Source organism: Bacillus sp. PK6-026, from assembly GCF_054161455.1.
In genome coordinates, this window is record NZ_CP096418.1 from 3,502,275 (window position 1) to 3,515,647 (window position 13,373).

The 13,373-nt window shown below is 46.0% G+C and carries 13 protein-coding genes; 8 read left to right on the plus strand and 5 right to left on the minus strand.

Features of this window, described 5'->3' with window-relative positions:
- Positions 1–40 precede the first annotated feature (40 nt).
- The gene (locus M1D59_RS17925; RefSeq protein WP_026580086.1) at positions 41–1,195 is read right to left on the minus strand and encodes a D-alanyl-D-alanine carboxypeptidase family protein; all 1,155 of its coding nucleotides are present in this window, start codon (positions 1,193–1,195) and stop codon (positions 41–43) included.
- Between the two features lie 143 nt (positions 1,196–1,338).
- On the opposite strand from M1D59_RS17925, the gene M1D59_RS17930 reads away from it, so the two are divergent.
- Both M1D59_RS17930 and M1D59_RS17935 read left to right on the plus strand, forming a co-directional pair.
- Positions 1,339–2,181, plus strand: a complete 843-nt coding sequence (locus M1D59_RS17930) for an oxidoreductase (protein WP_229129288.1) — start codon at positions 1,339–1,341, stop codon at positions 2,179–2,181.
- A 93-nt stretch (positions 2,182–2,274) separates the two neighbouring features.
- Positions 2,275–2,739 (plus strand): Dps family protein, encoded by a 465-nt coding sequence (locus M1D59_RS17935; RefSeq protein ID WP_020452896.1) that lies wholly within the window; start codon positions 2,275–2,277, stop codon positions 2,737–2,739.
- A 298-nt stretch (positions 2,740–3,037) separates the two neighbouring features.
- Here M1D59_RS17935 and M1D59_RS17940 read toward each other — a convergent pair whose 3' ends face one another.
- Positions 3,038–4,408 (minus strand): S1C family serine protease, encoded by a 1,371-nt coding sequence (locus M1D59_RS17940; protein WP_105981212.1) that lies wholly within the window; start codon positions 4,406–4,408, stop codon positions 3,038–3,040.
- A gap of 238 nt (positions 4,409–4,646) precedes the next feature.
- On the opposite strand from M1D59_RS17940, the gene M1D59_RS17945 reads away from it, so the two are divergent.
- On the plus strand, positions 4,647–5,321 hold the full coding sequence (locus M1D59_RS17945) for a response regulator transcription factor (protein ID WP_023856226.1): 675 nt from the start codon (positions 4,647–4,649) through the stop codon (positions 5,319–5,321).
- Entirely contained in the window at positions 5,318–6,664 is a 1,347-nt protein-coding gene (locus M1D59_RS17950; protein WP_026580088.1) for a sensor histidine kinase, read from the plus strand. The genes M1D59_RS17945 and M1D59_RS17950 overlap by 4 nt, the downstream gene beginning before the upstream one ends.
- A 23-nt stretch (positions 6,665–6,687) precedes the next feature.
- Here M1D59_RS17950 and spxO read toward each other — a convergent pair whose 3' ends face one another.
- The gene (gene spxO, locus M1D59_RS17955) at positions 6,688–6,852 is read right to left on the minus strand and encodes an anti-adapter protein SpxO (protein ID WP_023856228.1); all 165 of its coding nucleotides are present in this window, start codon (positions 6,850–6,852) and stop codon (positions 6,688–6,690) included.
- A 187-nt stretch (positions 6,853–7,039) separates the two neighbouring features.
- Between spxO and M1D59_RS17960 the strand changes: the two genes are divergently transcribed.
- Positions 7,040–7,924, plus strand: a complete 885-nt coding sequence (locus M1D59_RS17960; protein ID WP_023856229.1) for a TetR/AcrR family transcriptional regulator — start codon at positions 7,040–7,042, stop codon at positions 7,922–7,924.
- Between the two features lie 45 nt (positions 7,925–7,969).
- Here the strand turns inward: M1D59_RS17960 and fumC are convergent, their stop codons facing one another.
- Both fumC and M1D59_RS17970 read right to left on the minus strand, forming a co-directional pair.
- Positions 7,970–9,358 (minus strand): class II fumarate hydratase, encoded by a 1,389-nt coding sequence (gene fumC / locus M1D59_RS17965; RefSeq protein WP_095292311.1) that lies wholly within the window; start codon positions 9,356–9,358, stop codon positions 7,970–7,972.
- Positions 9,359–9,441: 83 nt separating this feature from the next.
- The gene (locus tag M1D59_RS17970) at positions 9,442–9,609 is read right to left on the minus strand and encodes a YvzF family protein (protein ID WP_020452898.1); all 168 of its coding nucleotides are present in this window, start codon (positions 9,607–9,609) and stop codon (positions 9,442–9,444) included.
- A gap of 125 nt (positions 9,610–9,734) precedes the next feature.
- Between M1D59_RS17970 and M1D59_RS17975 the strand changes: the two genes are divergently transcribed.
- From M1D59_RS17975 to M1D59_RS17985, 3 genes are read left to right on the plus strand one after another with little or no spacing between them, the layout of a single operon-like run.
- Positions 9,735–11,177 (plus strand): spore germination protein, encoded by a 1,443-nt coding sequence (locus M1D59_RS17975; RefSeq protein WP_095292308.1) that lies wholly within the window; start codon positions 9,735–9,737, stop codon positions 11,175–11,177.
- Positions 11,146–12,246: an endospore germination permease gene (locus M1D59_RS17980; protein WP_144498898.1), complete on the plus strand. Its 1,101-nt coding sequence runs from the start codon at positions 11,146–11,148 to the stop codon at positions 12,244–12,246. The genes M1D59_RS17975 and M1D59_RS17980 overlap by 32 nt, the downstream gene beginning before the upstream one ends.
- A complete protein-coding gene (locus M1D59_RS17985) occupies positions 12,243–13,364 on the plus strand; it encodes a Ger(x)C family spore germination protein (RefSeq protein ID WP_026580092.1) in 1,122 nt (373 codons plus the stop codon). Before M1D59_RS17980 ends, M1D59_RS17985 begins: the two co-directional genes overlap by 4 nt.
- Positions 13,365–13,373: the final 9 nt, after the last annotated feature.

Below are 13,373 nucleotides of genomic sequence, written 5' to 3' on the forward strand. Positions count from 1 at the left end.
CGGCCGGCTTGTAAGCCGGCACGCCTCTTCCCTGATCATATTACAGCTGCCTCATCCGTTTGACCGCATAGCTGGCCGTCAATAAACCGATTAGGCCGAACACAAATAAATACAATCCGCCTTTACTTTGCGGCGGGCCTTGAACAGCATCTGTGCCGCTTGATATTTCCGCGCTGAATGGTTCTGCGATTTGCAGGGCCTGAAGCAGCCTGCCGTCCTCCCCTTTAATGTTCAGAATTCCGTCGCTGTCTACATTTTCACTCAGGGCTTCGCCTTTCTTTTTCGTCACGTATAAAGGGTTTTTCAGTTCATGGCTTGTTCCGTTCTGGTCGGTAAACGCCTCTCCCTTTTTGAGTTCTTGTGTCTCGTAATTGTGAAATCCTTCATCCAGAAGCGTTTTTGTATCGCTGTACATCATTTTCTTGCTATCGGCCTTCATGATGACGGCGATTAAATTAAGGCTGCCCCGTGTTGCCGTTGTGACAAGGGTATGCTTTGATTCATCCACAAATCCTGTTTTGCCGCCGGTTATTCCTTTGTAAGGAATCTCACCTGTCAGCATTCGGTGATGGTTTTTCAGCGTCGTGTCCCACGTCTGCCCGTGCCATGACGTTTGCTTTTCCGAAAAAAGCGCTCGAAACGTTTTGTTTTTCATTGCGTACTCGGTAATTCTCGCCATGTCGGCGGACGTCGTATAATGATTTTTGTCAAACAGTCCGTGAGGATTCACAAAATGAGTGTCATGCACTCCGGCATGCTCAGCAATAAACGCGTTCAAATCATCCGCAAACTGTTTCACGCTTCCGCTGACATGTTCGGCGATCGCCGTTCCGGCGTCATTTCCCGAATTCATCAGCAGCCCTTGGAGCAGCCGTTTTAATGGAACCGACTCCCCCGCTTCCAGATATACGCTTGATCCTTCCGTTTGAGCAGCATTTTTGCTGACTTTCACACGATCTTCTAGATTTCCGTTTTCTATTGCATAAATCGCCGTGGCAATTTTTGTAATGCTGGCCGGGTACATTTTTTTGCGACTGTTTTTTTCATAGAGAACCTGCCCCGATTTCCCATCGATCAATATGGCGGAAACACTTTTAATTTCCGGTTTGTTTTTTTCTCCTGCTTGAGCCGAGCTATGAAAAAACAGCGTCAGACATAGTACAATAATGAACAGGAGGGATCGTTTAACATTCATCGTGTCACCCTGCCTTCTTTCTCTCTTGCGTTTTTTTATAAAAAATAGGTCTTTTAGCACTTTTTAAATTTTATCAATGATAAACTGCCGCTGACAAGCCTTTTTTTGTCAACAAGCCAAAATTTTTGAATGGAGGAAACTCATTGAATAATAAAATCGCCATCGTAACAGGCGCGACGAGCGGATTTGGTTTATTGACCGCTTTAAAACTCGCCGGCACTCATTTCGTCATCGCAACGGCGCGCCATCGCGAAAAAGCGGAAGCTTTGCGGAACCGCATAGCGGAGCTTTCGATCGATTCATCGATTGCCGTCACTGAACTAGATGTCACAAACGAACAATCGATTTCAACATTTACCGAAGAGCTGAAACCGTACGGACAGATAGACGTTCTCGTCAATAATGCAGGAACGGCATACGGCGGATTTGCTGAAGAGCTTTCTCTTGACGACTACAGAAAACAGTATGAGACAAATGTTTTCGGCCTGATGGCGGTAACGAAAGCGGTCCTTCCTTATATGAAGAAACACAGCGGCGCCAAAATCATTAATCTGAGCAGTATCAGCGGACAGATCGCTTTCCCCGCTTTCTCGGCATATGCTTCATCAAAGCATGCGGTTGAAGGCTTTTCAGAAAGCCTCCGCCTCGAACTCCGCCCATTCGGAATCGATGTGGCCGTCGTCCAGCCGGGATCGTATCAGACGGCGATTTGGGAGACATCATTTGCCGCCCAGGTCACTGCACCTGAAGCCGAATCACGGTACAGTACATATTTTGAGCGAATCTCCGCCTACATTGCGGCGAACCGCCAACATTACGGAAACCCTGATGATGTGGCTGAACTGATTTGCCGCCTCGCTGTAAAAAAGCGGCTGAACAGGCTGCGCTATCCGATCGGCAGGGGCGTCCGCCTCATGATCCTCCTCCACAGCGCCCTGCCATGGAGGATTTGGGAACGCGCGGTCATTAAAAATTTGTTTAAATAAGGTTATTTAAAATAATTATAATTTAGTATTGATTTTAATCTTATATTTGTTATAATATAATTAACAAATGAAAACACGAGGAGGAAATATCACATGATCTCTCAACAATTAAAACAACAAAATCCTGTACTTGAAAACTCAATGAATACGAATTTGTCCAACTGGTTCATTCTCTACACGAAGCTTCACCGTTTTCACTGGTATGTAAAAGGGCCGCAGTTCTTTACCCTTCATGAAAAATTCGAAGAGCTTTACAACCATGCCGCAGAAACAGCAGATGTGGTCGCGGAACGCTTGCTGGCCATCGGCGGACAGCCGCTTGCCACAATGAAAGAATACCTTGACCACGGCACAATCGAGGAAAACGGATCCGAAAAAACGGCCGAAGAAATGGTTTCCGCACTTGTCAGCGATTACCGTCAAATCCGCGATGAAATTCAGCATACCATAGAACTGGCGGAAGAAAAATCAGACCATTCTACCGCTGACCTTTATATCGCCCTGACAGAGGAAATTGATAAGCAAATTTGGATGCTTAGTTCATTTTTGGACAAGTAATATAAAAAAAAGCCATGGCAGACGCCATGGCTTCAGATTGTTGACAAAATCCCAAAACGGCTTTTAGTTTTGGGATTTTGTCATCCTTTCAGCGTGACCCTCAACCCTTGCAGTCTAGGAAAGCCGAGCATCGGAAGCTGACTTTCACAGGATGTGATGACGGCGGCGTTTAGGCAGGACGCCTGGGCGGTTAGCCGCCGATCCTTCCTCTATTCGTGAGCACCGACGCGCAGGCTTGACAACGAATGCGAGGGTTTGGCGACACGCTGAAAGCCATGGCAGACGCCATGGCTTTTATTTACGATTTGCTTTTCGCAAGCTTTGCTTTCATTGTTGTTTGCTTTCCGTTTCTCAGCACCTCAAATGTGACGGTATCTCCTGCTTTTGCTTCAGTATAAAGAATTTTTCTGAGATCTGAAGTGGTTTCGACGTTTTTGCCGTTCATTTTGGTGATGACGTCGCCGGCTTTCATGCCCGCATCAGCCGCAGGCGATTTCGGCGATACTTTATCGACGTACACGCCTTTATTGAGCTGGTCTCCGAAAAGGCCAAGCGTATTTTGCTGATACTGTTCCGGCACCTGCTGCATATCGATCATTTGCACACCCAGGAAAGGCCGCTCCACTTTTCCTTTTTGCAAAAGCTCGTCAACGATCGGCTGAACATCATTGCTCGGAATCGCGAAACCAAGTGATTCAACACCGCTTTGGCTGATCTTCAGGCTGTTGATGCCGATGACCTGCCCGCTGCTGTTAATCAGAGGGCCGCCGCTGTTTCCAGGGTTGATCGCCGCATCTGTCTGAAGGACGTTCATATCCCAATTCCCTTCAGATGTGGAGACTTCAATTGTCCGGTTGACACCGCTGATGATACCTTCTGTAACCGTTCTTGAGAATTGAAGGCCGAGAGGGTTCCCGATCGCGATTACTTTTTCACCGGCGCGAAGTTTTGCGGAATCTCCGAAACTTGCAACCTTATCAACGCCTTTGCTGCTGATCTCTAAAACAGCCAGATCAGTCAAAGCGTCACTGCCGATAATCTTGGCATCCGCTGTCTTACCGTTGTATAAGGAGATGGTTACCTTCGAAGCGCCTTCAACGACATGGTTGTTTGTAATAATGTAGGCCTTGCCGCCGTCTTTCTTAAAGATGACGCCTGATCCCGTGCCGCTTTCCTCCACGTCGTCCTCAGAGAAGCCGAAGCTCGTTTGAATATTTGAAACGCCGACGATCGCAGGCTCCAAATCTTCCACCATATCAGGCACGTTATCTGCGTTTGTAACAGGTTTTGTGTTGAAATTCTGCGACTGCTTTGGCTCTGTCTGTCCGGTTCCGGCGGTTTCGCTCGGATGATCGCCCGGAAGATACGGAGAGATTCCAAGCACTAAGCCGCCCCCGATGATGCCGCCCAAAATCGGGCTCAGCCACGAAGCCTTACGCCGCTTTTCTTTTGCCGCTCTCGTTTCCTTGGCATCTTCCAGGGCTGCAGCGGTTTCTTTATTCGTAAGATCTGACTGATCGTCTGTATCCTTCTTTAAAATCAGCTCGGGCTCCTTTGCCGGCTGTTCTGACTGCTGCTCCTCAGAACCTGCCGTTTGCGGCGTCTGCGCTTCTTCGCGAAGCTGCTCTTCATTTGCATGTTTTTGTTCGTCATCGCGTCTAAAATCCATAAGCGTACACTTCCTTTATTTTTCTTGTCTTCAACTATCGCAAATGGCATAAAAGCTTTAACATCCACAAAAAAAGAGACCCGGCCGTCGTTCACTCTGTTTTCATTCCCTTTCTTCCCTGATGAGTATGTTACGAAAACATTGTGGGATAAAAATGAAAAGAATATGTGAAATTATGAAAATTGACCAGACTTATGTTAAAACTAGTATAATGACGTAGAAAGGATGTGAACCGCCCTTGTCATACTCCATTTATCTAGTTGAAGATGAAGAGAATTTAAATGAATTGCTGACAAAATACTTAGAGAGTGAAGGCTGGCACGTCACTTCTTTTCTAAACGGTGAAAGTGCCAGGCAAAAAATAGGCCAGTCACCTCATTTATGGATTCTCGATATCATGTTACCAGATATCGACGGGTATACGCTAATAAAAGAAATAAAAAATCATGATCCGGAAGTCCCCGTCATTTTTATTTCTGCACGCGATGCCGATATTGACAGAGTGCTGGGGCTTGAGCTGGGCAGCAGTGACTATATATCTAAGCCGTTTCTCCCCAGGGAACTGATCATCCGCGTACAAAAGCTGCTCAAGCTGATATATAAAGAAGAACCGGGAGAAATGAAGAAAGGAACGCCGGTTTCCTGCTATGAAGTCTATGAAGACTTGAGAGAAGTCTATGAAAATGGCAGCATGATCAATTTGACGTCAAAGGAATTTGATCTTCTGCTTCTATTTATAAACAACAAAGGCCGCGCCTTTTCAAGGGAGGATATCCTCACCAGCGTCTGGGGAGACGATTACTTCGGAACCGACCGCGTCGTTGACGATCTTGTCAGAAGGCTGCGCAAGAAAATGCCCGAACTGAAAGTGGAAACCATCTACGGGTTCGGCTACAGGATGTTGAAATCATGAAGAACAGGTCGCTCGCCTTTCAAATTTGGAGTGTCATTTGCGGCATCCTGTTAACGGTCTCGATTTTGCTGACGTTTTTATTCTCGACAACACTGCAGAACTTTTTTACTGACGAAATTTATACGAACATTGAAAATGAGCAGCATGTTCTCACAGAATACGGATTTTCCGATTCACCGGAAAGAGGCTTCGGCGGAAGCAGCGGCTCACGAAGCACAAACCGCCACGTTCAGCACGTCCTGCTGCCTGAGAGAGGAACCGTCTACCAAAGCCCGCAGATTCTCCCTGATTCATTTATCGAGAAGGTTCAGAAGCTCGGCAAAAGACAGGACGAGTCCTCAAAAAGGTATTCGGAGAATGTCAACGGAGAGCACATTTTCTTTGTGCTCAAAAAAATCCAGACCCAGGACCAGACGTTTCTGCTATTGTCCTATGCGCTTGATTCATACAGGGACGATTTGTCCCATACGCTGTTTAAGCAGCTGCTGTTTATTTTGATTGTCGTCATTTTGCTGAGCTGGATTCCTTCCATCTGGCTGGCGAAATATTTATCAAGACCGCTCGTCACGCTTGAAAAACACGTCAAACAAATCTCTAAACAGGACTGGGATGATCCCGTGATTGTCGACAGGGAAGACGAAATCGGCAAGCTCGGGCACACCATTGAGGACATGCGGCAAAAGCTCATCCAGAAAGATGAGACAGAACGCACGCTCCTGCAAAACATCTCCCACGATCTGAAAACGCCGGTCATGGTCATCCGCGGGTATACCCAGTCGATCAAAGACGGCATCTACCCTAAAGGAGATTTGGAAAACACGATTGAAGTCATTGAAGGCGAAGCTGAAAAACTTGAAAAGAAAATCAAGGATCTTCTTTATCTGACAAAGCTTGATTATTTGCTGAGACAAGAAAGACAGTACGGAACTTTTGATATACAAGAGGTCATTAAAGAAGTTGTTGAACGCTTGAAATGGTCCAAAAAAGAATTGAACTGGAAGATTGATCTTGAAGAGGAAACAATGTTGACGGGCGATCAAGAACAATGGAGCAAGCTGTTGGAAAACGTTCTTGAAAACCAGATCCGCTATGCGGAGACATGCATTGAAATCAGCGTCAGGTCGACGAAAAAACATACGTTGATCACCATTAAAAATGACGGACCACACATTGAAGAAGAGATGCTTTCCAGCCTGTATGAGCCTTTTAATAAAGGGAAGAAAGGCGAATTCGGCATTGGACTCAGCATCGTTAAACGAATCTTGACGCTCCACCATGCTGACATGACCATTCGGAATGATCAAACCGGTGTGTGCTACTCAATATCCGTTCCGCGAAATTAGACTGTAGACGCTGCAGTCTTTTTTCATATAAACGAATAGCCGTTGAAATCCCGATAGCTGGGCTTCATCGTGTTTTTCGGCTTTTTCATCCATTTCTTTTCGCACAAGACATGCTTTGGATATTTGACTTTGTCCACCTTAATTCCCCTGCTGCGCAGACGCCTGATCATATCATCGATTTCTTTCATCAACCTTCACCCTTTCTCCACAAATTTTGACCACTCGGTCACCTTACTTTATAATATAAATAATATCAAACAAAAAAACAAGTTACAATCTAGTTAAAAATATAACGGAGCAGAAAAAGTGACCCGCCAGTCACCACGGTCCGCCGAAAGCCGCTTTCGGGTTCGATCTTTCAGGAAGGTGAAAGCAATGAAACAAAAAGAGAAAGTCATTATTGAAACAGCCATCAAACTTTTCGCAAAAAAAGGATACAGCTCTACTTCAGTTCAGGAGATTGCAAAAGAGTGCCAAATGTCAAAAGGCGCTTTCTACATTTATTTCAAATCAAAGGAAGCGCTCCTCCTTTCAGTCCTTCACTACTACTATGAAAGAATCTTTACCCGAATTCAGAAAATCAAAACGGAGCATGACCATCCGCGCGATGTGTACCGGATGCAGCTCGTCGTTTTTTTCGAAAACATTTTGGAGCACAAAGAGTTTATCACGATGCAGTTTAATGAGCGGTCAATGCCGATCAATGACGAAATTGAAGCGTTCGCGAAAAAAATGCGGAGAACCACGCTCAGGCTGCACATCGAAAACATCCAGAACATTTACGGCAAAGACATTGAACCGTACAGCGCCGAACTGTGCTTTATGATCAACGGAATGAGCGATGTCTATCTTGAGCTGATGATTTTGCTGCACCATTCGTTCGACCTGCAGTCTCTCGCCGACCACATGCTGAACCGCCTCGACGATTTGGCAAAGGGGATGATCAAGCGCAATGATCAGCCGCTGATTTCATTCGAAAAAGCAGACGAGTGGTTCGGCCCCTTTTACACATTTGATCCGCTGAAGGACGCCCTCCTCAATGAAATGCGTGTCAAAGCGAACAAGCAGTACAACGGTGCTCCTCCTGCCGACCTTGCCGAAAGCCTGGATATTCTGGAAAAAGAGCTTAGAAAAGAAAAGCGCAAAAACGCCATCATCAAAGGCATGATATCCAACTTGAAGGAATATGATGCGATTCGAAAAGAAACGGACAAACTCGCTGAATTGATCAAAAAAGACATGCACCATCCGCACGGATGATTCGCAAAACAAAACCGGCTGCAATACATGCAGCCGGTTTGTTGATTATGCTTTCGGTTTCACCATTTCTTCAGGTTTTACAACTTCGTCGAACTGCTCCTCTGTTAAAAGGTTCAGTTTGAGCGCCGCTTCTTTCAGCGTCAGCCCTTCTTTATGGGCCAGCTTCGCGATTTTCGCCGCATTTTCGTATCCGATATGCGGGTTTAAAGCCGTAACCAGCATGAGAGAATTGGTCAGGTTCTTTTCAATTGTTTCCCGATTAGGCTCGATTCCCACGGCACACTTGTCATGGAATGAATTCATGCCGTCGGCAAGAAGCTGAACGGATTGCAGGAAGTTGTATATAATCACCGGTTTAAAGACGTTCAGCTCAAAGTTCCCCTGGCTCGCGGCAAAGCCGATCGTTGCGTCATTCCCCATGATTTGGGATGCGACCATTGTCAGCGCTTCGCTTTGCGTAGGGTTTACTTTTCCAGGCATGATCGAGCTTCCCGGCTCATTTTCCGGAATAATCAATTCGCCGATTCCGCAGCGCGGTCCGCTTGCAAGCCATCTGACATCATTGGCGATTTTCATGAGATCTGCTGCAAGCGCTTTAAGTGCGCCATGAACGTGTGTCAGTTCATCATGGCTTGTCAGCGCATGAAACTTATTAGGCGAGCTTTTGAATGTCTGTCCGGTCAAGGCGCTGATCTCTCCGGCAACAGTGCTTCCGAATTCAGGGTGAGCATTAATGCCTGTTCCCACGGCAGTTCCGCCGATGGCAAGATCGCGGATTTTGTCAGCCGATTCAAGGATCATCTCTTTAGAACGGTCCAGCATGTATACCCAGCCGCTGATTTCCTGTCCCAATGTCAGCGGTGTCGCGTCCTGCAAATGAGTGCGGCCGATTTTGACAATGTCTTTGAACGCTTCAGCTTTTTCATGCAGCGTGCCTCTCAAGCGGTCAATCGCCGGGATCAGTTTATCGTGAATCGCGAGGACAGCAGCCACGTGCATCGCTGTCGGGAATGTATCGTTAGAGCTTTGGCTGCGGTTGACATCATCATTCGGATGAATCTTCAGGCTTGAGCCTTTTTCCTGCAAATAAGCCGTTCCCCTGTTTGCCACGACTTCATTCATATTCATGTTGCTCTGTGTTCCGCTCCCGGTCTGCCAGACGACCAGCGGAAAATGGCTGTCATACTTTCCTTCTAAAATATCATCGCATACGGAAACAATCGCTTCCTTTTTTTCCGCTTCAAGATTGCCAAGCTTTTCATTGGCAATCGCGGCGCTTCTTTTTAGGATTGCAAACGCATACACAATTTCCTGCGGCATTTTCTCAGAACCGATTTTAAAGTTCTCCTTGCTTCTTTGGGTTTGAGCTCCCCAAAACTTATCGGCGGGAACCTTGACTTCACCCATCGTATCTTTTTCAATTCTGTAATCCACTTTCGAATCCCTTCCTTCTCTCAATCTGCAATAATCTATATTTCGATAAAAATCGATAAAACCCTTCCATTTAAATTTTATCTTTATTTTAATTTTAGCTCAATATAAACTCGGGAATCTTTTGCATATTTATATTTCGGGTTTGTCTTGCCGTATTCTTTCGATACATATGAAACCTCATAATGCTTAGAAAAAGATTGGATAATGCGTTCAATCTCTTCCGGTTTCCCCGTAAGCCTGATCTGCGCCAACTTTTCTCACTCCGTCTCTGTTCAATGAAAATTTCACCAAACACTACTGTAACACAGTATATTGTTTTTTTAACAGGAAAAGATAACCTATATCAAATTCCAGAAACACCAGGCAGGTGACGATCATGACTCAGTCGGAATTCAAGGAACACATCCATGAGAATCTCGCAATTCTTCTTCCCCATCTTGAGCACAACGATGATCTGATTCAAAACAAAAAAATGCTGAAAAACGGAATCATTTTTTACTTTTTGTACTTTAAAGATTTGAATGATGATAAGAAAATCCAAAAAGCGGCGAAATTGCTGGTCTCGGATGACAGCTCTTATTCACTGGAGGATGTCCGTCTCCGTTTAAATAAGCTGAATGCGGAACCCGTTACAAAAGAAAAAGACGCCATCAACGCGATATTCAAAGGAAAGTGCCTGCTCTTGATCAATGGCATGAATGTTATTTTTGCGCTGCCAACATCTGAGAAAAAGAAAAGAAGTCTTGGAGTCGTAGATACGGAAAACGTCGTCAGAGGCCCGAAAATCGGCTTTATCGAGGATGTCGATACAAATGTGGCCCTGGTCAGGCAGCGTGTCCCGGATCAAGAACTGACCGTGGAAAAAATACCGATCGGCAAGAACAAGTTTAAAGACGCGACCATTATCTATATCCAGGGCAAAGCGGACGATTCGGTCATTAAAGATCTAAAAAAACGCCTCAAGAAGGTTCGGCTGGATGACATTCAGGATACCGGGGTTCTTGAAGAATTAATCGAGGATAATAAGTACTCGCCGTTCCCGCAGATTCAGAACACCGAAAGGCCTGACAAGGTTTCTTCAGCGCTGTTTAATGGACGGATCGCCATCTTTGTCGATTACTCGCCATTTGCCCTGATCGTTCCCGCTTCTTTCGGAATGGTGATGCAGTCCCCGGACGATTTTTATGAAAGGTGGATCGCCGCGACCTTAATTAGATTTCTCCGGTTCAGCTCGATTTTCATCACCTTGTTCCTGTCGGCGTTTTATATTTCGCTTGTGTCTTTTCATCAAGGGATGCTGCCGACAGCACTCGCTGTTACGATTGCAAGCACGCGCGAAAATGTGCCGTTTCCGCCGCTCCTTGAAGCGATGATTATGGAAGTAACGATCGAACTCTTAAGGGAAGCAGGACTGCGGCTTCCCAATCCGCTCGGCCAGACAATCGGCCTCGTGGGAGGAGTCGTCATCGGCCAGGCGGCGGTCGAAGCCAATATCGTCAGCTCCGTGATGGTAATCATCGTCAGCATTATCGCCCTTGCGTCATTTACTGTGCCGCAGTACGGCATGGGCCTGTCGTTTCGCGTGCTGCGGTTTATTTCCATGATAGCTGCATCCGTGTTCGGACTTTACGGGATCATATTATGCATGCTCGTCATCTTCACTCATTTGGTCAGGCAAAGGAGCTTCGGCATCCCGTATTTTAACCCGAACCATTTTTTCAGCTTAAAACATACCGATGAAGCCATCATACGTCTGCCAACAAAAGACCGGGAGGTGAACCCTGAAAATGGTTCCAAGAAATCAGCACGATCGGATTAGCACATATGAAGCCGCTTCGATCATTACGAGCACAATGCTCGGGGCAGGCCTGCTAACGCTGCCGAGGGCGCTGACGCAAAAGACGCTGTCGCCAGATGGATGGATCGTATTGATCGTAGAGGGGCTCGTCTTTTTTCTCATTATCTACATCAATGCCAAAATCGTTAAAAAGCACAACGTCCTGTCTTTTTTTGATTACACAAGAGAAGGCTGCGGCTTTATGATCGGGAATATTCTCAACCTTTTAATCGTTTTATACTTCATGGGCGTGGCCAGCTTTGAAGCAAGGGCAATGGCTGAAATGGCAAAGTTTTTCCTTCTTCAGTTCACACCAATGGGCGTGACAATTTTTGCTTTTATCGTTTGTGCAATTTATTTGGTCATCGGCGGTATCAGCGATATGTCCAAGCTATTTCCGTTCTTTCTGTCCATTACGATCGTCGTTCTTCTCATCGTTTACGGACTGAGCATGAATATGTTTCAGCTGAACCATTTGCGTCCGGTTCTCGGCCTTGGATTGGAGCCGGTCAGCAGAGCTTTGACGGTGGTTTCCATTTCATTTTTAGGGGTGGAGCTGATGATGTTTCTGCCGAAATACATTAAAAACAAAGAAAAGCTCTTTAAAGCATCCGCGATCGGATTTGGGATCCCGCTCTTCTTATATATTCTCACCTTCACGGTCGTTGTCGGGGCGCTGACAGCGACTGAGGTTATGACAATGACATGGCCGACGATCTCGTTATTTCAGTCTTTTGAGATAAGAGGGATTTTCATCGAAAGGTTCGAATCTTTTTTGCTCGTCATTTGGACGATCCAGTTTTTCACAACATTTGTCGTCTATACGTACTTTGCCGCCTCAGGACTTGAAAACGTATTCGGATGGCCTGTGAAAAAAAACGTCCTCTTTGTCGGCGCCATTGTTTATCTGGCATCTCTTGTTCCGCGGGACGCCAACCAGGTCAGCGCCTTCAGCGATTTCCTCGGGTATATCTTTATCGTTGTCTTCTGTGCGCTCCCGCTTCTGATCTTTTTGCTCGTGTCCGTCAAAAGGAGGTTTACGTCTTCGTGAAAAAAAAGGGAATGTTAGCAGTCTTGTCCCTGCTTCTCCTTTTAACAGGCTGCTGGGACAGCAGGCAGATTGAAAAACTCAGCATCGCCATCGGCCTTGCCCTCGATAAAGGTGAGGATGATAAAAAGGTGAAATTGACGTATCAGTTTCTCGTTCCTAAAAAGATCGGACAAGACGGCAGCGCTCAGGATCCGACCAAAGTGGTGTCCACTTCTGGAAATACGGTTCATCAAACCATCCGTTCCACCGCTTTGAAAAATTTCCCGGTATTCTCGCAGCATCTGCAAGTCCTGATTTTCTCGGAGGATCTTGTATCCGATATTTCTTTGGAAGCGTTGATCAATCAGTTTATCCGGGACAACAGCATCAGAAGGAGCAGTGAGGTCTATATGACGCCCGGGGCGGCCGGCAGCATTTTGAAGATTGATGATGCCGGAGATCCCGCGTCTGACGTGATCCACAACATCTCTGAAAACAGAGCATCAACGATCAAGCTGCTCGATCCTGTTACATTGGGCGACATTTCAATCAAATTGCAGTCCGATTTGTCTTTTATCATGCCGAAGGTTGTCGTCGAAAAGGGGCAGCTGCAGCTTGAAGGAGGCGCCGTGATCAAAAACAACAAATATCATGCAAACCTTTCGCCTCCTCAGATCGAAGCGCTGAATTTATTAACGGGCCATGTAAACGGAGGGGTGATCGACTCAAAGCATGATGGCCATTTATTCTCGTATGAAGTGTTTTCGATGACACACCGCGTTCGGGCGATGAGGCAGAACGGAAAGTACAAATTTGTCATCAATGCCAATATTAAAGGAAGGCTGTCAGAAGACTGGTATCTTGGGGAGGATTCTTTTAATGATCAATACATTAAAAATATTGAGAAATCGGTTCAAAGAGACATCGAAAAGCGGGTTGAACGTCTGATCCATGTCCTGCAGCACGAAATCAAAACGGACGTCACCGATCTTTCCGACAATGCCCGAATCACTTTTCCGAAGGAATGGGAAAGAGACAGATCCAATTGGGATAAACACTTTAGCGAAGCCGATATCGACTTTCACATTAAAGCGACAATTCAGGACTTTGGGACAAAAGGTGCGACAAAAAGCAGCTAGCGGCCCGTT

Coding starts and splice junctions, on each gene's coding strand:
- M1D59_RS17980 (WP_144498898.1), top strand. CDS start 11,146: ATGGTTCCAAGAAATCAGCACGATCGGATTAGCACATATGAAGCCGCT.
- spxO (WP_023856228.1), bottom strand. CDS start 6,852: ATGAAAGAAATCGATGATATGATCAGGCGTCTGCGCAGCAGGGGAATT.
- M1D59_RS17960 (WP_023856229.1), top strand. CDS start 7,040: ATGAAACAAAAAGAGAAAGTCATTATTGAAACAGCCATCAAACTTTTC.
- M1D59_RS17940 (WP_105981212.1), bottom strand. CDS start 4,408: ATGGATTTTAGACGCGATGACGAACAAAAACATGCAAATGAAGAGCAG.
- M1D59_RS17935 (WP_020452896.1), top strand. CDS start 2,275: ATGATCTCTCAACAATTAAAACAACAAAATCCTGTACTTGAAAACTCA.
- M1D59_RS17925 (WP_026580086.1), bottom strand. CDS start 1,195: ATGAATGTTAAACGATCCCTCCTGTTCATTATTGTACTATGTCTGACG.
- M1D59_RS17950 (WP_026580088.1), top strand. CDS start 5,318: ATGAAGAACAGGTCGCTCGCCTTTCAAATTTGGAGTGTCATTTGCGGC.
- M1D59_RS17975 (WP_095292308.1), top strand. CDS start 9,735: ATGACTCAGTCGGAATTCAAGGAACACATCCATGAGAATCTCGCAATT.